Genomic DNA, 20,785 nt, shown 5'->3' on the forward strand with positions numbered 1-20,785 from the left:
CTCCCGGTTGGTTTGTCGGGACAAGAACCAATCCTGCCCGCCCTGTCAACGCACACGCCGGGCAGGCGGTCTGCCGCCACCGTGGCAATACGCCGCCCCGATTCCGCATTCGCAGGAGATCTGGATGATCACCTATTTTCACCCAGACGAGCTTGGTCATCATGTTCGCACACGCCTGCAGGGCGGCCGCCTGGTCGAGGCCCTGGAGACCCCGAGACGCCTGTCCGCTCTCCACGACGCCGCGAAGGCGTGCACCGACAGCGTGATCGAACCCGGCCCGGCAGATATGGGCGTCATCGCCGAGGTACACGACCGTGGCTATCTGAAATTTCTCGAGACGGGTTTCGCAGCATGGAAGGAACGGTTTCCGGACGCGCTGGAACTCCGGCCAAGCCTGCATCCGAACGCCTACATGCGGCGCCTGCCGGACGATCTGCTCGGTCGCGCCGGCTACTACATCAACGACGCGTCAAGCGTGCTGCTTGAAGACAGCTGGGAGACGACGATCGCGAGTGCGGCGAGCGCCCTTGCCGCAACGGCGAAGGCCCTCGAAGGCGAGGGAGCTTGACGGATGCAATCTGCCATGCGCGCAGCGGAAGCGAGCAACATCCTGACGGCTCGTGTTCCTCGTCTTAGCGCCAGCGAGCTCGCGCGCCTGCTCGGCGTCTACGGACTGTCCGGCACATTCAAGCCGCTGTCCGGCGAGCGCGACCAGAACCTGAAAGTGACGGCGTCGGATGGCCGCCACTATGTGCTCAAGATCGCCAATGCGGCCGAACCGGCTCAGGCACTCGCCTTCCAGAATGCCGCGCTGGACCACATCGCAATGGCCGATCCGGATTTGCCGGTGCCGCGCACGGTCACCTCATTGGAGGGAGCGACGATCGCGGCCGTGCACCACGACGGTACGGTCTTCATGGCACGACTCGTCACACATCTGCCCGGCGAGCCGGCGCTCGGCTTTCGCGCCACCCCAGACTTCCGCCGTGAGGCCGGCCGGCTGGCAGGCCGGCTGGATCGTGCCCTTTCCGGCTTCCGGCATTCCGGCGGCCCCGCGGACATGATCTGGGACCTACGCCACGCCGCTGCACTCGAAGATCGCATCCACCACATTGCGGACTCCAGGCGTCGAGCGATCGCCGAGAAGGTCATGGCCAATTTCAAGGCCCACGTCGTGCCAGCCCTCGCTGGGCTGCGCAAGCAGGTGATCCACAACGATCTCCACCAGAACAACATCATGCGTGGTCCGCTTACGGGCGCGATCACTGGCATCATCGACTTCGGCGACATGGTGGAGACCTGCCTCGTCAACGAGGCAGCGATCGCGATCGCCCACCAACTCTACCGCGAGCCGGATCCTCTGGGCGTCGCCGCGGAATTCCTCTCCGCCTATGTCACCGGAATGCCCCTTGAACGCGCCGAAGTCGCCGTCCTGTTCGACCTTGTCCAGATGCGGCTGCTGTCCCGCGAGATCATCACTGCCTGGCGCAGCGCCGCATCGGGCGGTCCTTCGCCCTACCGGGCCGACATTTCCGAAATGGGATGGGAAGCGCTCTCGCGCGCTCTGTCGATCAATCCCGAACACGCCTCAGAGCATCTGGAGAAAGCCATGACCGCGCTCGCCGCCGCCCCCCGTCCGACGTCGACCGACTCGGCCTATGAAAACCTGATGGCACGGCGCAGGAAGGCCATGGGACCGATGTACAAAGAGTTCTACCAGCAACCCTTCATGCCGGTGAAAGGCGAAGGCGTCTGGGTGACCGATACACATGGAAAGCGTTATCTCGACGCCTACAACAACGTGCCGCATGTCGGCCACTGCCACCCCAAAGTCGCCGATGCGGTGGCAAGGCAGGTGCATGTCTTCAATTCCAACACCCGCTATCCAAGCGAGCTTATCGTCGACTATGCCGAGCGGCTGACGGCCACCATGCCGGACCACCTCGACACGGCAATGTTCGTCTGCTCCGGAACCGAGGCCAACGAGCTCGCCTGGCGCATAGCCACGGCGAATACGGGGGGGACGGGCGCCCTCGTCACCGACGCAGCCTTCCACGGCAATTCCACGATCATCGGCGCGCTCGACACGGCAACACTGCCGCATGACAGGCTGGAGCCGTGGATCGGCACCTTAACCGCGCCACGCTTCGCGGGTGCTGCCGGAGGCAACGGCAAGGCACTGTCTTCCAGTGACTATGCCGCGACCTATGCTGGAGCCATCGCCGGGCTGGCCAGGCGCGGGCATCATCCCGCCGCCTTCTTCGTCTGCCCGGTCTTCGCTTCCGACGGTCTTTATTCGGCGCCTACCGGCTATCTCGATCCGGCCGTCGCCGAGATCCGCCGCGCCGGCGGCCTGGTCATCGCGGATGAAGTCCAGACCGCACTCGGCCGCACCGGCACCCATTTCTGGGGCTTCCAGCACGCCGGCCTCGTGCCCGACATCGTCACCATGGGCAAACCGATGGGCAATGGCATTCCATTGGGTGTCGTCGTTGCGCGCCGCTCGCTGGTCGAGGGCTTCCTGCAGACCCAGCGCTACTTCAACACTTTCGGCGGCAACCAGGTCGCTGCCGCCGCAGGTCTGGCCGTGCTCGATGTGATCGAGACGGAGAAGTTGCAGCAGAGTGCGCTTCAAGTCGGAACTTACCTGCGCGAAAGCCTTGCCGGCCTGATGAACCGCCATGGGATGATTGGCGACGTACGCGGCACCGGGCTCTTCGCCGGTGTAGAAGTTGTCGAAGGAGACAAGCCGTCACGACAAAGGCGCGCGCCGTGATCGAAGACCTGCTCGCACGCGGCGTGCTGGTCGGCCTTACTGGCGCCGGCAGGAACCTCCTGAAGATCCGCCCGCCCATGGTGTTTTCGCGCGAGAACGCCGACCTGCTCGTCGACGCGCTCGACAAGGCGCTCACCAAGGTCGGCTGAAGGATACACAAGGACAGTCCAGGGCTCGCCCGGGACCGGAACGAGCAAATGAAACCCCGCCGATGGATTCCGGCGGGGTTTCTTCTTGTGATGTGGCAACCGTTAAGAACAGGCCCTGTCCGCCCAGATTCAGGCGGTGTAGACTTCTCTGCCTTCGAAGAAGGTCTTCAGCACTTTCGTGCCGGCAATGGCGCGCGGCTCCACGGCGTAGAGATCGCGGTCAAGTACGATGAAGTCAGCTGAGAACCCGGGAGCCAATCGACCGGTCTTTTCGCCAAGACCCATGCCTTGTGCGCCGTTGCGCGTCATTAGCGGCAATGCCTGGTCGAGCGTGATTGCCTCGTGCGGCGAATGCACCCCTTGCAACCGGCCCGACGGATCCGCGCGGGTGAGCAGCCCCGCCAGCGATTGCCAGGGGTCCAGCTCCGGGAAGATCGTCATCCAGTCGGACCCGACCGCCATCGTCACGCCGGCCTCCAGCATGGTGCGGATCGGCCAGACCGTCGCGTAGCGCTCCTTGCCAACAACGCGCTCATGCGCGAGGCTGGCGTGGTTGACGAACCACATGGGCGGATTGAGGTCGGCGATGACTCGCAGCCGTCTCATGCGCGGGATATCTTCATGTGGGATGTACTGGCCATGGGCGATGTGATGCCAGGGGCCGTTGTCGCCATTTTCGGCACGGACCCGTTCGACGGCATCAAGCACTCGGCATATGGCTGCATCGCCGACGGCATGAACTTTCACGCTGATGCCTCGCCGGTCATGCGCGGCGATCTCGGCGAAGAGTTCATCGGGCGACAGGTACATTTCGCCGTGCTCATCCGTGCCGGGATAAGCCGCGATCATTGCCGCGGTCTTCAGTGACGGCACGCCATCGAGGAAGATCTTGGCGTTACCCGCCACCATATGGGGGCCGCAGGCCGTTTCATGGCGTGTCAGGAACTCCTCCGCCTCGTTCGACCAGGTCGAGCAGGTGCGGCTGGCGGACAGGTGGAAGCCGGCCCAGGTCGAGAGAGCGCCGGCATCGTCGAGAGCGCGGAAAGCAGCGACCATTTCCGGCGTCGATTGCGCGTCGGAAAAGCCGGTGACGCCGACCGAGTTGAAATAGGCAACGGCCGCGCGTGCCACTTCGACGATCTCGCCGCCGCCGAGCGCCGGGACGGCGCCATCGACGATCCACATCGCGCTTTCCTCGAGCAGGCCCGTCGCCTCGCTGTCGACGCGCACGATGCGCCCGCCGGCAGGATCCGCCGTGGAGGCATCTATGCCCGCCGCGGCGAGTGCCGCTCCGTTGGCGAAGGCACCATGCAGGCTGCCGTGGGTAAGAAGCACCGGGCGACCGCCGCTCGCCTCATCGAGAAGCTGCTTTGCCCGGGTGCCGAGTTTCTCGATATCGGCAAGTGCCGCCGCGCCATAGGCACTGCCGGTAAGCCAGGCGCCCTCCGGCTTGCCTTCGGCTGTCTTGCGCACGCGCGCCAGAACGGTCTCGAAGTCATCGCCGGCGTCTATGGCGAAGGAGCGCAGCCGCGTCGTCATGCCCGAAATGACATGCATGTGGAAGTCGACGATACCGGGCATGACGAAACGCCCGACGAGATCGACGACCGTCGTGTCAGGACCAGCGAGGTTCCCCAGCTCGGCCGTTGCGCCGACGGCGACAATGCGACCGGAGGTATCGGTTGCGATTGCCTCGGCTGTCGGATGCTCCGGATCCATGGTCCGGAACGCACCGTTGGTGAAAAGCGTCTTGATGTTCATCTGCTCTGGCCGATCGATCAGGCAGCAGCCTTGGCGTTGGCCCATGCAAGCGTCTGGTCGAGCGCTTCCCGGAACGTGTCGACGATGATGTCGATGTCCCCGGGCGTCACGATCAACGGCGGCGAGAACGACATGGTCTCGCCGAGATTGCGGGTGACCAGGCCACGCTCGAGTGCAAAGCTCGAACAGGCCGCAGCCGCTCCGACGGAAACATCGAAGGGCGCCTTTGTGACCTTGTCGCTGACGAGTTCGACACCTGCCATCAGCCCGATGCCACGCACCTCGCCGACGATCGGATGGTCCTTCAACTCGGCAAGCCGCTTCTGGAAATAGGCGCCGGTCTCGCGTGCGTTGCGGGTGGTATCGAGTTCTTCATAGCGGTTGAGCGATGCAAGCGCTGCCGCCGCGCAGGCCGGATGACCGCCATAGGTGTAACCATGACCGAAGACACCGACCTTGTCAGACTGTTCGCGCATCGCATCAACGATCTTCTCCGACACGATGACGGCCGAGATCGGCAGGTAGGCGGATGACAGCGCCTTGGCGCAGGTGATCATGTCGGGCTTGTAGCCAACCGCTTCCGCGCCCCAGTAGGCGCCGGTGCGTCCGAAACCGCAGATGACTTCGTCGGAAACCGTCAGCACTTCGTATTTGTCGAGCACAGCCTGGATGGCTTCGAAATAGCCTTCGGGCGCCACGACGACACCGCCGGTACCCATCACCGGTTCGGCGAAAAAGCCGCCGACGGTTTCCGGACCTTCGGCGAGAATGAGCTGCTCGAGTTCATCCGCCAGCCGCTTGACGAAATCAGCCTCGCTCTCGCCGGGCCGGCCCTCGCGGTAAAAATGCGGGCAGGTCACATGCAGGAAGCGATCGATCGGCAGGTCAAACTCGCGATGGATGTTCGGCAGGAAAGTGAGACTGCCGGAGGCAATGCCGGTGCCATGATAGGCACGTTTGCGGGCGATGATCTTCTTCTTCTCGGGCCGGCCGAGCGCATTCCAGTAGTACCAGATCAGCTTGACGGCCGTATCGTTCGCTTCCGAACCCGAACATTGGAAAACGACGCGGGACATGCCGGGCGAATTCTGAATCAGCTTCTCGGCGAGATCTATCGAGGGATTGTTGGAGCGGTGCGCGAACAGATGGAAGTAAGGCAGCTCGTCGATCTGCGCCTTCACCGCCTCCTTGATCGAGGTGTCGGAATAGCCCAGCGCCACGCACCACAGACCGGACATGGCATCCAGATAACGGTTGCCGCTGTCGTCATAGATGTAGGCGCCCTCGCCGCGCGTGATGATCAGCGGACCATCCTTCTCGTGCTGGCGGATGTTGGTCTGCGGGTGGATCTGATAGCGGATGTCACGGGCGGCGGCGGAATTGGCGAGCTGGGTCATAACGGTCTCCTGAAAGCGGCCCGAACCGAAGGTCAGCGGAGCAAGAAGTTGCAGACTTTTCGGACAAGGGTCATGCGGCAAACAAACAAACGATTCAGCTGGCGTCGGCGGCGCCGTTGCCGACATTCTGCAGGAAGCGGTCGACGCCATTCTTCCAGCCATTATCGGCAAGCACGCGTTCGATCGCGGCGAGTTCGATGCGGATGCCTGAATCAAGATCTGTCCGCGAGCCAAGGTCGACGGACTGCTTGGTCAGCGCGATCGAGAGCGGTGGCGCCTCGGCGATCTTGAGCGCGGTCAGCATGCCCTCTTCCGAGAGCTTTGAAGGCTCCACCAGTCGCGCCACCATGCCGAGCGCATAGGCTTCCTCGGCCGGCATCTCGCGGCCGGTGTAAAGCAGCTCCTTGGCGCGTGATACGCCGACGACACGCTGCAACCGTTGCGTGGCACCGACCGTTCCCCAATGCGCTTCCGGGAAGCGGAAGCTTGCATCGTTCGCGGCAACGATGAAATCGCAGCTCATGGCGATCTCGCCACCCGAACCGACGGTTGGTCCCTGGACCAGCGCGATCACCGGCCGGGTGCAACGCTCGATCATCGAATAGGCTTCGAAGGATGCGAGCCGGCGCTGACGGATCCAGGCCGCGTCGCGCCCCTTACGCTCCTTGAGGTCGGCGCCGGCGCAGAAAACCGGCCCCTCCCCCTCGACAATGACGACACGAATATCGTGATTGCGGTCGATCGCCCTGAAAGCCTCGGTCAACCCATGGCACATCGACAGGTTGAGTGCGTTTCGCGCCTCGGACCGCGAAAGAACGACGCGAACGACGGCTTCTTCGCGTTTGACCTTGACCGGTCCCGACATCAGATCACTCCTTCGCCACGCAATCTGTCGATTTCCTCGGCCTGCAGGCCGAGCACCTCACCGAGCACACCCTCAGTGTCGGCGCCGAGAACCGGCGGCACGCCGATCGAAATCTCGTCGTAACCGGACAGCCTGACCGGTGTGCGCAACGCGCCGATCCGGCCGGCTTTAGGATGTTCGAAAGCGGCAACCATGCCGCGTGCGCCGACATGGGGGTCGGCAAGAATCTCGGCGACGCTGTTCACCTCGCCCGCCGGCACGTTGACAGCACGCAACGCTTCGGCAAGCTCGTCACGTCCGCGTCCGGCGATTGCCGCCGTCATTGCCGCCATGACCCGCTCGCGCTGAACGACGCGTTCGGAGTTGCGGTCCAACGCCCGGTCCGCCGCAAGTTCGTCCAGGCCAAGCACAGCGCAGATCGCCGCCCAATGCTGGTCGGAACCCGAGATGTGCAGCCAGCGTCCATCCCCGCATTCGAAAGCAGCGGACGGAACGCGACCCGGGTGCTCGGTACCGGTGCGCCTGGGATCTTCGGCGAGCAGGAACCAGCGCGCTGCGGCAATCGTCAGCATCGAGACCTGTACGTCGAGCATCGACAAGTCGACATGGGTGCCGCGTCCCGATTGCGCACGTCCCGCAATGCCCGCCAGAACGGAGATCGCAATCCAGAGGCCGGACGACAGATCGGCGAAAGGCACCCCGACCTTTGCGGGCGCCCCGTCCGGATGGCCGGTCAGTGCCATCACGCCCGACAGCGCCTGGAAGATCGTGTCGTAGCCGTTGCGCTCGCTGTAGGGGCCGGTCTGGCCGAAACCGGTGCACGAGACGTAAACTAGCCCGGGATTGTCTGCCGAAAGCTGTTCATAGCCGAGCCCGAAGCGCGCCATTTCCCCCGGCAGGAAATTCTCGACGACAACATCCGCCTTCTGCGCGAGCGAACGGGCGATCGACTGGCCGTTTGGCGACTTGAGGTTGAGCGTTACCGACTTCTTGCCGCGGTTGAAGGCGAAGAAATAGCCGCTGTCGCCGCTGGCCACGCGCGGCTCGAACGTGCGCGTCTCGTCGCCGCTGCCCGGCCGCTCGATCTTGATCACCTCGGCGCCAAGTTCGGCCAGGATCTGCGTTGCCATCGGCCCCGCGAGCACGCGGCTGAAATCCAGGATGCGGATGCCGTCGAGCGGTTTCACTTGCCCGTCCTCCGGAAGCCGCGCATCAGCGCGTTGACGTCGCGTCCGGCCGCCATGGCAGCATCGAAAGGCAGATCGGCAACGCGGTAGAACAGCGCCTTGGCGGCGGCCATCGCCATCGGATTGGCCTTTGCCCACTGGTTTGCGATCTCCAGCGCGGTGTCGATCACGGCGTCCACGGGAACGACACGGTTGGCGAGACCGAGCGCCCGCGCCTCCTCAGCACCGATCAGACGGCCGAGGCTCACCATCTCGAATGCGGCCTTGCGTCCCAGCTGGCGCTGCAGCCCGGTCATGACCAGGGCCGGGACGATGTCGTGCTTGAGTTCGGGATAGCCGAATTTGAGGTCGGCTCCGGCCACCATCATGTCGCAGCCGATCGCCAGACCGGCGCCGCCACCGACCGCGGCCCCTTGCACCGCCGACACGACAGGCTTCTTCATCTCCTGCAGCCTGGATTGCAGCCGGCAGGTCAGATCGGCACGGGCAAGCACGCGAGGCTGCTGGTCTGGCGTCAGGTCCTTGAATTCGGACAGATCGGCGCCGGCGCAGAAACCCTTCCCTTCACCGGCAAGCACGATCGCGCGGATTGCGTCGTCGCCATCTGCCGCATTCAATACATCAAGCAGGCCCTGCGTCAGCTCCGTGTTGAGTGCATTGAGCTTGTCGGGCCGGTTCATGCGGATGATCCGCACGGTATCGCTATCCTCGACAATGACGCATCCTGGCATATCGATCCTCTCAAGCATTCTCGTGGGCCTCGGCGAACGATGTCGCGAACCCTGCCCGCGCCACCTTGCTGTCGAGCGGGCGTCCGAGCACCTGCTCGCAGAGGCGCGATGCAACCATCACCTTGTCGAGATCGAGCCCGGTGGAGACCCCTTCCGTCTCGAACAGATTGACCAGATCTTCAGTAGCGACATTGCCAGCGCGACCCGAGCCGTAGCGGATCTTCGTCGGGTGACCGCCAACGCCGCCGAAGGATGAATCGAAATGGCGGCAGCCGGCTTCGTAGGCCGCGACGCAGTTGGCGATGCCGATGCCACGCGTGTCATGAAAGTGACCGACGCAGGTCACATCCGGGGCCGCCTGGGTCAGCAGACGGAAGAGCTGCGCGACCTTGGTTGGCGTGCCTAGACCAGTGGTATCGCCGATCGTCACGATCCTGACGCCATGCCTTGCGAAGCGGTGCACATCCTCGACGACACGTTCCGGTGCGACCTCGCCCTCGAACGGGCAGCCCAGCGCCACGGAGATGACGCCCACCAGCCGGAACCGATCACCTGCTGCCTCGACCATTTCGCCAATGCGTGCCCATTGGCCCTCGCGCGACGTGCCGAGATTGCGCTGGGTGTGGGATTCGGTCGCCGAGGCAAGCAGGCTCACCTCGTTGGCGCCGTGCCCGGCAGCGAGATCGACCACAGCCCGCTTCACGCCGGCGAGGTTCGGTGTCGTCGCCTTGTAGTAGACACCGGGACGCCGCCTGATGCCGGCGAGCACGTCTCCCGCGTCGCCAAAGGCCGGCACCTTGCCGGGATGCGAATAGCTCGTCGCTTCGATGCGGGGGAAACCCGCCTCGGTGAACGCATCGATCAACGCGATTTTGTCGGTGGTGGCGACAAAATCAGGCTCGTGCTGCAGGCCGTCGCGCGCGAAGCATTCGCAGATGACGACATCGGCGCTCATTTGCGATCCTCCCGGCCGCGCAGCAAATGCGAGCCGACCAGCAGAATTATCGAAAGCCCGATCAGCAGCGAGGAAATCGCCGCGACGGTCGGATCGATCTGGTCGCGAATGTTGGCGAACATCAGCCGGGTCAGCGTCGCGTTCTCCCCGCCCGAAATGAACAACGCGATGACGACTTCGTCGAAGGATGTGACAAAGGCGAAAAGCGCACCCGACATCACCGAAAGGCGGATCTGCGGCAGCGTAACGGTGAGAAAGGCCCAGGGGAGGGACGCGCCCAGGCTTTGGGCGACACGCTCCTGGTTCATGTCGTAGCTGGCAAGACCGCTCAGCACCGCGATGACGACAAAGGGCAATGCCAGCACGGTGTGCGCCATGACCAGGCCAGTCGTCGTGCCGTTCAGGCCGATCTTGGCGTAGACGAAGTAGCAGCCGATGGCGACAAGGATCAGCGGCACCAGCATCGGCAGCATGAACACGCCGCGCGCCAGCGACGAGGCTGCGCGATAGGCCCGCGAGATTCCGTAGGCAGCAAGCGTGCCGAAAGTCGTCGCGAACACCGTCGTCAGCAGCGCCGCGCGCAACGAAACGAAAGTGGCTGCGCGCCATTCGGGCGATCCCAGATACGCCTCATACCATTGCAGGCTCCAGCTCCGGGGTGGGAACTCCAGATATTTGCTGCCCGAGAAGGACATCGGGATAACGATGACGCAGGGGATGATCAGGAAGGCGAAGACCAGCGCCACCAGCATATACAGCCACAGCCTCTGGAAATGCGTGATTTGGGTCTCGGTCGCGGGACGGTTGAGCATCAGCGTACGCCCTCGAAACTGTCGACCCTGAAGAGCCGCTTGAAGACGTAGAGGATGATGGCGGTGACCACGAGGAGCACGACGCCGAGCGAGCTCGCGGCACCCCAGTTGCCATAGACGGAAATGTTGTTGGCGATCTGCATCGCCCACATCGCGACACGTCCTCCGCCAAGCAATGCCGGCGTGACGAAGAAGCCGAGGCAGAGCACGAAAACAAGTGCGACACCGGCGGCAAGTCCGGGCAGCGACATCGGGAGGAAAACCTGGCGGAATGCCTGCGAGGGCGTGGCACCACAATTAGCGGCAGCGCGCATATACACAGGGTCGATCGCCCGCATGGAGGCATAGAGCGGCAGGATCAGGAACGGCAGCATGACATGCACCATGCCGATCACGGTACCCAGCATGTTGTGCACCAGCGGCAGCGGGGTGGAGATCAAGCCTGCATCGATCAGCCACGTGTTGACCAGTCCGGTACGCTGCAGCAGCACAAGCCAGGCGTAGGTGCGTACGAGCACCGAAGTCCAGAACGGCAGGACCACAAAGATCATCAGCAGCCCGGCGGTGCGCTCGGAAAGCTGCGACAGCAGGTAGGCGACGGGATAGCCGAGAAGCACACAGATGAGCGTCACCAGGCCCGCCACCTCGAAGGTGGAGATGAAGGTGCGCACATAGATCGGTTTCAGCACGCGCGTATAATTTTCCAGCGTCGGCTCCCCGGACGCTCCGAAGAAGGAAAGCCAGAACAGCCAACCGATCGGCAGGATCAGGACAAGGAAGATCAGGATCGCGCCCGGTAGCGTCAGGGACGCGAGCGCGCGGCGCTCGCGGCTGCCCTGTCGCTTCAAGGCATCGGCATTGTGGTCGGCATCGGCGATGCCCGTATGATTGAGCACCATCGTCATGACTTGTCCGCCACCAGGATCGTGTGTTCGCGGTCGAGCCATAGCTGGATCGGCTGCCCGCGTTCCGGCAGGTCCCTGCCGCCGAGGTCCGGCCCGCGACGCAGGTCGAGCTCGATACCATCAGGCATGCGAACCGTGATCAGATAGCTGTCGCCCTGGTAGATGACATCGGTCGCCTCAGCCTCGATCCGGTTGGCGGTCTCGGTTTCGTCGCCCTTCCAGCGCAGTCGCTCGGGACGAATGACGAGCCAGGGTTTGTCGCTGCTCTTCCAGTCGTCGCGCGTCCTGAGCGGCCGGCCATAGAGCAGCGCACCCGACGCATTTGTTTCGACCGGCAGGAAACGGGTCTCGCCAATGAAATCCGCCACGAATTTGTTCTTCGGCCGGTCGTAGATCTCGTCGGGCGTTCCGAGTTGCACGATCTTGCCGCCGTTCACCACAGCGATGCGGTCCGAAAGCGTCAATGCCTCGCGCTGGTCATGCGTGACATAGACCGTCGTCGTTCCCAACCGATCGTGCAGCCGCTTCAGCTCAAGCTGCATGTGCTCGCGCAGCTTCTTGTCGAGCGCCGAAAGCGGCTCGTCCATCAGCAGGATCGACGGTTCGAAGACGATGGCGCGCGCCAGTGCCACGCGCTGGCGCTGGCCGCCCGAAAGCGCGTTGACGCCGCGGTCGGCGAGATGCGCCATCTGGACAAGGCCAAGCGCCTCCTCGACACGACGATCGAGATCGGCGCCGGACACGCCGCGCGGGCGCAGGGGATAGCCGACATTGCGGCGCACGTTCATATGGGGAAACAGCGCGTAGTTCTGGAAGACCATGCCCAAGTTGCGCTTGTGCGGTGGCAGCAGCAGAAATTCGGCGCCATCGATGGTGATCGAGCCCGAATCCGGGCGCACGAAGCCGGCAAGCACATTGAGAAGCGTGGTCTTGCCGGATCCCGACGGTCCGAGCAGGGTCAGAAACTCGCCCGGCGCGATATCAAGCGACACATCGTCGAGTGCGTGAAAGCTGCCATAGGCTTTCTTGATATTACGGATTTCGACCCTGTCGGGCATCGCGGCCTCCTTGTAAACGGTCGGCATTCGCTACGCGCTCAAGCGTCAATGCAGCCAGGACGCATCCTGCGACCGACAGCGGGACGCGTCGAGCGCTTCGGTCGGGCTGGCTTTTCCCACAAAGGTCGTTGGCAACATCATCGACAATGCACCGATACAAAGACGTGTCAGAGATCGCTGCACCAACTTGCACGCCGCAACAGACGCGCGGCACACGGAGCAACGTCGAGGGCTGGATGGAAGGTGGACGCCACAATCCACCCTCCGAATTCCAGGAATGCAGGACCTACTGGACGATCAGGTTCTTGAAGTCTTCCTGGACGTTCTGGATGTTCTCGGACCACCAGGTCGGCTGCATGGTGACCTGCTTTGCCGCGTTTTCCGGCGAGGCGTTCGATTGCGCGAGTATGTCGGCGGAGAACTGGGTTGCCTCGAAGGCTTTCTTGTTCGATGGCCCGTAGTAACCCATCATCGTTGGGATGCGCGCCTGCATCTCGGGCGAGACGATATTGGCAACGAGCTTCTGCGCGGCTGCCACATTCTTGGAGCCCTTCAGGATGGCGACGCAACCAAAGCCGATGACGCCGTCCTGATAGGTGAACTTGACCGGTGCGCCGTCGGCGATGACGCCGGCGATACGGCTGCCCCAGATGGCTTCCATGTCGACTTCACCATCCTTGAGAAGCTGCGCCGACTGCGCACCCGATGTCCACCACACTGATACGCTCGGCTTGATCTTCTCGAGCGCCGCCAGCGAACGCTTGGTGTCGAGCGGATAGACCTTATCGCGTTCAACGCCGTCGCCGAGCAGCGCGATCTCCATCATTTCCTGCGGATAGACGCTGAGTGCGCGGCGGCCGGGGAACTTCTCGACGTTCCAGAAGTCTTTCCAATCCTTCGGCGGGTTGTCGCCATATTTGTCGGTACGCCAGGCGAGAACGACCGAATAGGTGTTTGTGGCGATCCAGTTCTTGGCGCGGACGCCTTCCGGGATACCGTCGCGATTGACGACCGAATAGTCGATCGGTTCGAACAGGCCCTCGGCCGCGCCAATGGCGCAGTCTTCAGCGCCGAGATGCGCGACATCCCAGCCCGGCGCGCCGGACTGCACCTGCACACGCACGGCAGCGATGCCGTCATGCGATTCCGTACGAAGTTCGGCGCCGATCTTTTCCGCCGATGGCTTGAACAGCGTGGCCGTGAGGTCGTCCTGAACCTTGCCGCCGAGTCCTGCGAGGGTCAGCGTATCCGCGGCCGTGGCGGCGGTGGTCGACAATACGGCCCAGGCCGCTGCTGTGATAAGTCCGCGTTTGACAGACCTTTGCATCTTCATCTCTCCCATTGACGATACACAATTGACTTGATCGGCAGTCACTTCTTTCTGTTTTGAGACTCAGGCCGCCGCGTCCTGGAGCCCCAGTTCGCTGACGAACTTCGTCTGGAAGAAGGCCTCGAGGCCCTCCACCCCACCTTCGCTGCCATAGCCGCTTTCCTTGACGCCGCCGAACGGCGTCTCCGGCGCGGCAATGCCGAAATGATTGATCGACACCATACCGGACTCCAGCTGTTCACCGAGCAGCGTCGACGTGCGCTCCGAGCGGGTGAAGGCAAAGGCGGCAAGCCCATAGGTTAGGCTGTTCGAACGCGCGATCGCATCGTCGAGCCTGGAGAAGGACGCGATTGGCGCGAGCGGACCGAACGGCTCGTCAACCATCAGACGCGCGTCGTCCGGTGTATCGACAAGTACGGTAGGCGCGAAGAAATTGCCCTGGTTGCCGATGCGCTTGCCGCCGGCAAGCACCCTGGCGCCGCGACTCTCGGCGTCTGCAACGAAAGCCTGCATGGCATCGAGCCGACGGGAATTAGCCAGCGGTCCCATGTGCACACCCGCCTCCGTGCCCGGACCAACCTTCAGGCTTTCCGAGCCGGCGACGAACGCATCGACAAAACGCTTGTAGTGCCGCTCGTGCACGTAATAGCGGGACGGCGCGGCACAGACCTGCCCGGCGTTGCGGTACTTCAGGAACAGGCCGAGCTTGACCGCTTCCTCCGGGTCGGCGTCTTCGCATACGATGAAAGGCGAGTGCCCGCCAAGCTCGAGCGTCGCGCGCTTGACATGAGCGGCCGCCAACTGGCCAAGGCGCTTGCCGACCGGAATGGAGCCGGTGAACGAAATCTTGCGGATCTGCGGAGCAGGAATGAGATACTCGGAGATCTCGGCCGGCACCCCGAAGACGAGATTGACGACGCCTGCCGGAATGCCGGCATCCTCAAAGCAACGAACCAGTTCGATCGGGGAAAACGGCGTCTCTTCCGGGCACTTGATGATGATCGTGCATCCGGCCGCGACCGCACCGGCAATTTTACGGACTGCCTGGCTGACCGGGAAGTTCCACGGCGAGAAACCGGCGACGGGACCGATCGGCTCCTTGATCACGATCTGGCGCACGCCGGGCGCACGCGCCGGGATAAGCCGGCCATAGGCTCGGCGCCCTTCTTCGGCATACCAGTCGATGTGATCGGCCGAACCGACGGTTTCGCCGAGTGCCTCGGCAAGTGGCTTGCCTTGTTCACGCGTCATCAGCTCAGCAATATTCGGCGCACGCTCGCGCAACAGGTTGGCCGCTTTGCGCAGCAATTTCGAACGTTCATAAGGCGAAACCAGCCTCCATTCGAGGAAGGCGCGCCGGGCTGCCGACAGCGCCCGATCGAGATCGGCAGGTGCGGCATGCGTCACCAAGGCAAAGGCTTCGCCGGTTGCCGGGTCGATGACCTTGCCGGATCGCCCGCCACTTCCCTCACACCACGCGCCATCGATGAACAGCTTCGCCAGATCCATCCGGTTGTATTCCTCACTTCCAATTTAGTTGATTTCGTAAACTATATAGTTCACATCGTCAACCATCTGACCGAAAATATCTCACCCGCCCCATATTTTGAAGGGCGTCAATCAAATCGATGATTTGACTGGGAACTTGGCGAGGCGGCAGAAAAAGGCGACCAGAGCGTCACTCCAGAATCCAAGCCGCTTCTGAACGAAATCATGTATGACAAGACGTTGAAGCGTTTATTGGTCGCGCTTGAAGCGGAACCGCCAGTATCACTCTTCTTCGCTGAGATCGCCGCCGGCGGCAACGACCTCGCGGCGAAGCTGGTCGTAATAGGTGATCGAACTCTTGAAGACGGCCTGCAGGGACTTCTGAAGTTGCAGCCGCTCTCCCGGTGACAGGTTAGAAAGCATCATCTCGTTGCGGTGTTCGGAATCGGCGAGGATCTTCGCCACGATCTCCCTGCCCTCGCCGGTGAGGCGCAGCAGGATGCTGCGGCCATCCTCCGGATTTTCTGAGCGGTTGATCAGGCCCCGGTCGATGAGGCCGGACACGACACGGCTCATCTGGCTTTTCAAAAGACCGCTGTGGTTGGCCAGAAGCTGCAGCGGCGCTTCCTTGAGATAGTCGAGCACGGCAAGGGCGCGCCATTCTCGAACCGTCAGCTTGTAGCGCGGGCTGATCGACAGGAAGGCGATGCGGCTCGATAGCGATGCGAGACGCTGCAACTGGAAGGAAAACAGATCGCGCGCGTCATGCGCGTGCGCCATGCTATCGGCATCGTCGACGCCGTTGTCATGTCCATTCATTCCCTCGTCCCCTGCAGGCGCCCGTCCGCATTCGCCCAAAACGGGAAGCACATTTTCACCTCAACCCGAAACGTCATCGGAAATCCACCTCTTTGTCACGTTACGCGCAACGCGGTTTGGTTGACAAAGTAAACTATATGGTTCATTTCGGCAACCAATCTGTCATCTCGAATACTTCGGATTTTGCCGTGCAACGCGGTGAATTGCAGACTTTCAAGGGAGGATGAAATGACCAACGGCAACAAACTGCACAACCCGGCGACCATGGCACCGCCTGCGCGTAGCCTTTATGCGCATGCCGTCGAAGTGCCCCCCGCCAGCCGCCACCTCTACGTCGCCGGCCAGGTCGGCGTACGTCCGGACGGCACCGTGCCGGAAAGCCTCGAAGAGCAGACCGAACAGATGATGGAGAACATCCGCACCATCCTCGCCTCCGCAGGCATGACTTTCGCCGACATCGTGAAGTTCAACGCCTATTGCATGTCCGCAGAGGACATCATCACCTATGCCGGCATCCGCAACCGCTTCTTCGCCGGCGTCCAGACCGCAACGACAGCCGTGGTGGTGACAGGCCTTGCCAACCCGGCCTGGAAAGTCGAAGCGGATCTCGTGGCGGCACGACAGGACTGACGTTTCATGTTCTACCGTCCATCCGATGGCCACGGCCTGCCTTACGACCCGTTCAAGGCGATCGTGTCGCCGCGGCCGATCGGCTGGATTTCGAGCCGCAGCAGCTCGGGCGCGATCAACCTCGCGCCCTATTCCTTCTTCAACGCGCTTTCCGTCGATCCTTACCTTGTCTGGTTCTCCGCCGATGCCGAGAAGGACAGCGTCGTGTTCGCGCGCGAGACAGGCGAGTTCGCCGTCAATCTGGTGGGTGAGAAACTCGCCCGCCAGATGAACGCGACCTCTGTCGACGCGCCGCGCGGTATCAGCGAGTTCAGCTATGCCGGGCTGGAAGCAGCTAGTTCGAAACTCATCGCGGCTCCGCATGTCTCCGGCGCTCCGGCCGTGCTCGAATGCCGGTTGACCGAGGTCATGGAGCCGAAAGGCCTGGGTGGCCGCTTGGCCGGTGTCTTCGTGGTCGTGGGCGAGGTCGTCGGCATCCATATCGACGATGCCATGCTGACGGACGGGCTCTTCGATCAGAAGAAAGCCGGGAATGTCGCCCGGCTCGGCTACATGGATTATCTCACAACGACCGAGACGTTCCAGATGCGCCGTCCGCGCTGGACCGGCGAGGACGCAGCGCTGCCGTGAGCTGATTGCGGCAGCCGCAAGGAAATAACAGGGAATTCGCCGCGGCTCCTCAAGGCCACGAAACGAAACTGCCCCCGCAACTGTAGGCGGCCAGTCCCTCTCACATCGCGCAGGCTGAGATTGTAGGCGAGACCAGCGTACGCAAAGCAGGATCGCCAACTGGTCGAAATGACGGCCCTTGAACATAGCGAACTCCCCAACAAAGGAGCCTTCATGCCCTCGCCGTCATTGCCGAAGAGTTTGCGACAGAACCGCGATGGAAGCGCTCGGGTAGGACGTGAAGCAGGAATCGGCGGATGAACTCGTCGGCCGAGACGGTCATGACCTTTTGCCGATCACCATGCCGATAGTCCTTCCAGCGGAACCGAACGGCGCCATCCTCGATGCCGATGAGGCGGTTGTTGGAGATGGCGACGCGGTGCGTGTAGCGGCCGACGTAATCGAGGACCTGCTGGGGCACGGCGAAGGGCGGCTTGGCGTAGATCACCACTCGGCCTTTCGAACGGGCGCCAGGTAGCGCCGGAAGGCGTTACGCTCGCTCAGGCCCTGCAAGTCAGAGAAGAACCGCAGTTCGCCGGCAGCGAAGGCCTCTCCAGGTGCTCCAGAAATAGCCGTCGGAAAAGGCGTGAGAGCACGCGGACCGGCAGGAAGAGGCCGGGCTTGCAGGCAATCCATCGCGTGCCGTCCAGCGAGAACCCGCCACCCGGGACGACGCAGTGCAGATGGGGTGGTGCAGCAGGTTCTGGCCCCAGCTGTGCAGCACCGCGAAGAAGCCGATCTCGGCGCCGAGATGCTTGGGATCGGCGGCGATGGTGCGCAGCGTCCCGGCGACAGCGCGGAAGAGAAGGCCGTAGACGAGCGCCTTGTTCTGATAGGCGATGGCGGCAATGTCGCCCGGCAGCGTGAAGACGACGTGGAAGTACTGTGTGTCGAGAAGCTCGGCGCGACGATCCTCCAGCCATTGCGCGCGGGCCAGCACTGGCAGCGCGGACAATGCCTGTCGCGGCAGCTGTTGAAGGCGATGCGCCGGTGCCCGCATTGATCGCATGCTTCGACGTGCCCGCCGAGTGCGGCGGTTCGGCACAATTCGATCGCGGTCATGACGCGACGCTGGGCGGTCGACAGCTGCGCATCATGCTGAGTGCGATAGGCGTCGCCGTAGCGGCGGAAGATATCCGCCACTTCCGGCCCCGAGCGGGCAAGAGCTCGAAGGGACTCGACGTGGCGCAGACCTTGTTGGTGGCAATCCGCAGGTAATGGGCGGTGGTCGCCAGGCTCCTGTGACCGAGCAGCAGTTGAATGGTGCGCACGTCGGCGCCGGCCTCCAACAGGTGGACGGCGAAGGCGTGCCGCAAACTGTGCGGCGTGACCGGTTTGGACAGGCCGGAGAGGTCGTGCGCTTTCGCGCAGGCATGTCCCACCGCATCCCTGGTGATCTGCTCGCCGGCACGATCGCAGGGGGAAGAGCCACATCTCTGGCCGGCGCACCTTCCGGTAGTTGGGCAGGATCTCCAGAAGCTTGGGCGACAGCATCATGTAGCGGTCCTTCTGGCCTTTGCCCTGCTCGACGCGGAGGACCATTCTCTGGCTGTCGATGTCGGTGGGCTTCAACTGCACCGCCTCCGAGATGCGCAAGCCGGCAGCATAGCACGTGGTCGGGATCGCATGATGTTTGACGTCGAGCACGCAGCCGAGGAACTTTAGAACCTCCTCGGGACCGAGGATGATCGGCAGCTTTTGCGGCTTCTTCGGAAGCGGGAAAACCTCTTCAGGCGCCCAGTCCCTTTCGAGCGTCACCCTGTAGGGGAAACGCAGCGCGGCAATGGCGGTATGGATCGAACCGGGCGCGAGCTTCTTCTCGTTGGTCAGATAGACTTGGTAGGTCCGAATGTCCTCGCGCCCGAGCAGGTCCGGCGACTTGCCGAAATAACGGGCGAACAGCGACACCTGTTGCAGATACGAGAACTGGGTGGTGAGCGCGAGGTTGCGCACCTGCATGTCCTCGCTCATGCGCTGGCGAAGTTGGGTCATGACGAGCTCCTTTGTCCGATGGAATAGGCTTCAGGCAGCCACCCCATGCTCGCGCAGTTGGAGCTCCTTTTGCATGCATGACCGACGCTGCGGACGACGCAAGACCGCGCCCGTCGGCACATCGCTTCCTTGCCGCTCCGCGACGCGGAGCGGGTTAGTCCAATCCGCGTTATGCGGAACCAAGCGGGTCATGTGTGGCACGGGCCACTGGCACAAGCGAGTTGCATCTAGATCTTGGCGGCATGAACCTGCCCAGAACCGGGTTTCAGCCGCAGTGGTACGCATTTTCCAGTCTTGGACATGAATGATCGATGGCCTGCGCTACCGGTCTAGCCTGTCGAGGAAGAGGATGAGCAGTTGACAAAATTTCGGGCGCAGAATATCCATGAGCTAATAGGAACACTGCTCCGATAATAGGAACAAATGAAAACCGAAAGCCAATCTCTTGGGAGAGGTCTGGACATTCTTATGCTGATCGATACCTCTCCGGTGCCGATGGGGGTGCGGGAGATAGCTCGTCATCTGAATCTCAGTTCTGCGATTGTGCAGCGGCTGCTGAACACCCTTCTGTCCTATGGTTTTGTGGAGCAGGAGCCGTCTACTCGCCGATACAGGATCGGCCACCAGTCGATGGTGCTTGGGGCGTCGAACCGAAATGCAGACGGGCTGATACGCAGCGCTCACGACGTTCTGCGTGCGCGGGCTGAGGATGAGGGCCTCAACGGCTATTTGGGCGCGGTGTCCGGTGACCGGGGCATCTATCTTCTTTCTGTTCCCAGTCGACGCATCATCCTCAGGGTCGATGCCGGAGAGCCCCTTGCCATGCATTGCACCGCGCTGGGGAAGATTCTCCTGGCCTCGGTCCCGACTTCGCGGGCGCTGCAGTTGCTTGGCTCCGGTCCTCTTCCGAAAAAGACCGAGCACACGATTGACGACGCGCAGATCGTGCTCGCGCAACTCGATCAAATCCGAGCCGCCGGTTACGCCCAAGTGCGAGAGGAGAATCTCCCGGGCGTGATCTCCGTTGCGGCCCCGATCGCCAATGAAACCGGCGCGATCGTAGCCGGAATCAGCCTGGCTTATGCCGCCGGCACCATAAGCTGCTCGCATGAGCGCGTGATCGAACTTGCGGTTGCGGCGGCGCACGAGGTCTCGCTTGGCCTCGGCTGCCCTGTGGCGCTTCTCGACCGCTGGAGAAACAAGCCGGAAATCTGACCTGCAAACCTGACCGGCCTCGACACAGTGAAGGCGGGCATCTCAA

At 62.8% G+C, this 20,785-nt stretch carries 18 protein-coding genes and 2 pseudogenes; 6 read left to right on the plus strand and 14 right to left on the minus strand.

All coding sequences use genetic code 11. From position 1 onward, the window contains the following. The first annotated feature begins 124 nt into the window (after positions 1-124). The 3 genes from SAZ10_RS16060 to SAZ10_RS16070 are packed head-to-tail and all read left to right on the plus strand — an operon-like array spanning position 125 to position 2,925. Entirely contained in the window at positions 125-568 is a 444-nt protein-coding gene (locus tag SAZ10_RS16060) for a hypothetical protein (protein ID WP_318610326.1), read from the plus strand. Positions 569-571: 3 nt separating this feature from the next. Further along, positions 572-2,776, plus strand: coding sequence for an aminotransferase class III-fold pyridoxal phosphate-dependent enzyme (locus SAZ10_RS16065; RefSeq protein ID WP_318610327.1), 2,205 nt, complete (start codon positions 572-574; stop codon positions 2,774-2,776). Continuing rightward, on the plus strand, positions 2,773-2,925 hold the full coding sequence (locus SAZ10_RS16070) for a hypothetical protein (protein WP_318610328.1): 153 nt from the start codon (positions 2,773-2,775) through the stop codon (positions 2,923-2,925). The genes SAZ10_RS16065 and SAZ10_RS16070 overlap by 4 nt, the downstream gene beginning before the upstream one ends. Positions 2,926-3,054: 129 nt before the next feature. On the opposite strand, the gene SAZ10_RS16075 is transcribed toward SAZ10_RS16070, so the two are convergent. From SAZ10_RS16075 to SAZ10_RS16130, 12 genes are all read right to left on the minus strand, one after another. Further along, a complete protein-coding gene (locus SAZ10_RS16075) occupies positions 3,055-4,731 on the minus strand; it encodes an amidohydrolase (RefSeq protein ID WP_318610329.1) in 1,677 nt (558 codons plus the stop codon). Next, entirely contained in the window at positions 4,704-6,083 is a 1,380-nt protein-coding gene (locus tag SAZ10_RS16080) for an aminotransferase (protein WP_318610330.1), read from the minus strand. The genes SAZ10_RS16075 and SAZ10_RS16080 overlap by 28 nt, the downstream gene beginning before the upstream one ends. Before the next feature lie 94 nt (positions 6,084-6,177). After that, positions 6,178-6,948, minus strand: a complete 771-nt coding sequence (locus SAZ10_RS16085) for an enoyl-CoA hydratase/isomerase family protein (protein WP_318610331.1) — start codon at positions 6,946-6,948, stop codon at positions 6,178-6,180. Then, positions 6,948-8,135, minus strand: coding sequence for a CoA transferase (locus SAZ10_RS16090; protein WP_318610332.1), 1,188 nt, complete (start codon positions 8,133-8,135; stop codon positions 6,948-6,950). The genes SAZ10_RS16085 and SAZ10_RS16090 overlap by 1 nt, the downstream gene beginning before the upstream one ends. Further along, positions 8,132-8,884, minus strand: a complete 753-nt coding sequence (locus tag SAZ10_RS16095; RefSeq protein ID WP_318610333.1) for an enoyl-CoA hydratase/isomerase family protein — start codon at positions 8,882-8,884, stop codon at positions 8,132-8,134. The genes SAZ10_RS16090 and SAZ10_RS16095 overlap by 4 nt, the downstream gene beginning before the upstream one ends. Then, a complete protein-coding gene (locus SAZ10_RS16100) occupies positions 8,877-9,821 on the minus strand; it encodes a hydroxymethylglutaryl-CoA lyase (protein ID WP_318610334.1) in 945 nt (314 codons plus the stop codon). Before SAZ10_RS16100 ends, SAZ10_RS16095 begins: the two co-directional genes overlap by 8 nt. Further along, positions 9,818-10,633, minus strand: coding sequence for an ABC transporter permease (locus SAZ10_RS16105; RefSeq protein WP_318610335.1), 816 nt, complete (start codon positions 10,631-10,633; stop codon positions 9,818-9,820). The genes SAZ10_RS16100 and SAZ10_RS16105 overlap by 4 nt, the downstream gene beginning before the upstream one ends. Continuing rightward, positions 10,633-11,538, minus strand: coding sequence for an ABC transporter permease (locus tag SAZ10_RS16110; RefSeq protein ID WP_318610336.1), 906 nt, complete (start codon positions 11,536-11,538; stop codon positions 10,633-10,635). Before SAZ10_RS16110 ends, SAZ10_RS16105 begins: the two co-directional genes overlap by 1 nt. Continuing rightward, on the minus strand, positions 11,535-12,596 hold the full coding sequence (locus tag SAZ10_RS16115) for an ABC transporter ATP-binding protein (RefSeq protein WP_318610337.1): 1,062 nt from the start codon (positions 12,594-12,596) through the stop codon (positions 11,535-11,537). Before SAZ10_RS16115 ends, SAZ10_RS16110 begins: the two co-directional genes overlap by 4 nt. A gap of 286 nt (positions 12,597-12,882) precedes the next feature. After that, on the minus strand, positions 12,883-13,923 hold the full coding sequence (locus SAZ10_RS16120; protein WP_318610338.1) for an ABC transporter substrate-binding protein: 1,041 nt from the start codon (positions 13,921-13,923) through the stop codon (positions 12,883-12,885). Positions 13,924-13,989: 66 nt separating this feature from the next. After that, positions 13,990-15,435, minus strand: coding sequence for an NAD-dependent succinate-semialdehyde dehydrogenase (locus SAZ10_RS16125; RefSeq protein WP_318610339.1), 1,446 nt, complete (start codon positions 15,433-15,435; stop codon positions 13,990-13,992). 261 nt (positions 15,436-15,696) lie between these two features. Further along, complete coding sequence (locus SAZ10_RS16130) at positions 15,697-16,233, minus strand: MarR family winged helix-turn-helix transcriptional regulator (protein WP_318610340.1); 537 nt, start codon at positions 16,231-16,233, stop codon at positions 15,697-15,699. Between the two features lie 228 nt (positions 16,234-16,461). Here SAZ10_RS16130 and SAZ10_RS16135 point away from each other — a divergent pair, with 228 nt between their 5' ends. Together SAZ10_RS16135 and SAZ10_RS16140 are read left to right on the plus strand one after the other, a co-directional pair. After that, the gene (locus SAZ10_RS16135) at positions 16,462-16,863 is read left to right on the plus strand and encodes a RidA family protein (protein WP_318610341.1); all 402 of its coding nucleotides are present in this window, start codon (positions 16,462-16,464) and stop codon (positions 16,861-16,863) included. A 6-nt stretch (positions 16,864-16,869) separates the two neighbouring features. Beyond that, a complete protein-coding gene (locus SAZ10_RS16140; RefSeq protein ID WP_318610342.1) occupies positions 16,870-17,493 on the plus strand; it encodes a flavin reductase family protein in 624 nt (207 codons plus the stop codon). Positions 17,494-17,707: 214 nt separating this feature from the next. Here the strand turns inward: SAZ10_RS16140 and SAZ10_RS16145 are convergent. Then, positions 17,708-18,675 (minus strand): annotated as a pseudogene (locus SAZ10_RS16145) (IS91 family transposase); the annotation flags it as partial. Beyond that, a pseudogene (locus SAZ10_RS16150) lies at positions 18,591-19,524 on the minus strand (site-specific integrase). The pseudogenes SAZ10_RS16145 and SAZ10_RS16150, both read right to left, overlap by 85 nt. A 423-nt stretch (positions 19,525-19,947) precedes the next feature. Here SAZ10_RS16150 and SAZ10_RS16155 point away from each other — a divergent pair. Then, positions 19,948-20,739, plus strand: coding sequence for an IclR family transcriptional regulator (locus SAZ10_RS16155; protein ID WP_318610343.1), 792 nt, complete (start codon positions 19,948-19,950; stop codon positions 20,737-20,739). Positions 20,740-20,785 lie beyond the last annotated feature (46 nt).

It is taken from the genome of Mesorhizobium sp. BAC0120 (genome assembly GCF_033542235.1).
GTDB lineage: Bacteria > Pseudomonadota > Alphaproteobacteria > Rhizobiales > Rhizobiaceae > JAWRCU01.

Coding starts and splice junctions, on each gene's coding strand:
- SAZ10_RS16130 (WP_318610340.1), bottom strand. CDS start 16,233: ATGAATGGACATGACAACGGCGTCGACGATGCCGATAGCATGGCGCAC.
- SAZ10_RS16100 (WP_318610334.1), bottom strand. CDS start 9,821: ATGAGCGCCGATGTCGTCATCTGCGAATGCTTCGCGCGCGACGGCCTG.
- SAZ10_RS16110 (WP_318610336.1), bottom strand. CDS start 11,538: ATGACGATGGTGCTCAATCATACGGGCATCGCCGATGCCGACCACAAT.
- SAZ10_RS16155 (WP_318610343.1), top strand. CDS start 19,948: ATGAAAACCGAAAGCCAATCTCTTGGGAGAGGTCTGGACATTCTTATG.
- SAZ10_RS16075 (WP_318610329.1), bottom strand. CDS start 4,731: ATGGGCCAACGCCAAGGCTGCTGCCTGATCGATCGGCCAGAGCAGATG.
- SAZ10_RS16060 (WP_318610326.1), top strand. CDS start 125: ATGATCACCTATTTTCACCCAGACGAGCTTGGTCATCATGTTCGCACA.
- SAZ10_RS16140 (WP_318610342.1), top strand. CDS start 16,870: ATGTTCTACCGTCCATCCGATGGCCACGGCCTGCCTTACGACCCGTTC.
- SAZ10_RS16065 (WP_318610327.1), top strand. CDS start 572: ATGCAATCTGCCATGCGCGCAGCGGAAGCGAGCAACATCCTGACGGCT.
- SAZ10_RS16095 (WP_318610333.1), bottom strand. CDS start 8,884: ATGCTTGAGAGGATCGATATGCCAGGATGCGTCATTGTCGAGGATAGC.
- SAZ10_RS16115 (WP_318610337.1), bottom strand. CDS start 12,596: ATGCCCGACAGGGTCGAAATCCGTAATATCAAGAAAGCCTATGGCAGC.
- SAZ10_RS16120 (WP_318610338.1), bottom strand. CDS start 13,923: ATGCAAAGGTCTGTCAAACGCGGACTTATCACAGCAGCGGCCTGGGCC.
- SAZ10_RS16105 (WP_318610335.1), bottom strand. CDS start 10,633: ATGCTCAACCGTCCCGCGACCGAGACCCAAATCACGCATTTCCAGAGG.
- SAZ10_RS16085 (WP_318610331.1), bottom strand. CDS start 6,948: ATGTCGGGACCGGTCAAGGTCAAACGCGAAGAAGCCGTCGTTCGCGTC.
- SAZ10_RS16125 (WP_318610339.1), bottom strand. CDS start 15,435: ATGGATCTGGCGAAGCTGTTCATCGATGGCGCGTGGTGTGAGGGAAGT.
- SAZ10_RS16080 (WP_318610330.1), bottom strand. CDS start 6,083: ATGACCCAGCTCGCCAATTCCGCCGCCGCCCGTGACATCCGCTATCAG.
- SAZ10_RS16135 (WP_318610341.1), top strand. CDS start 16,462: ATGACCAACGGCAACAAACTGCACAACCCGGCGACCATGGCACCGCCT.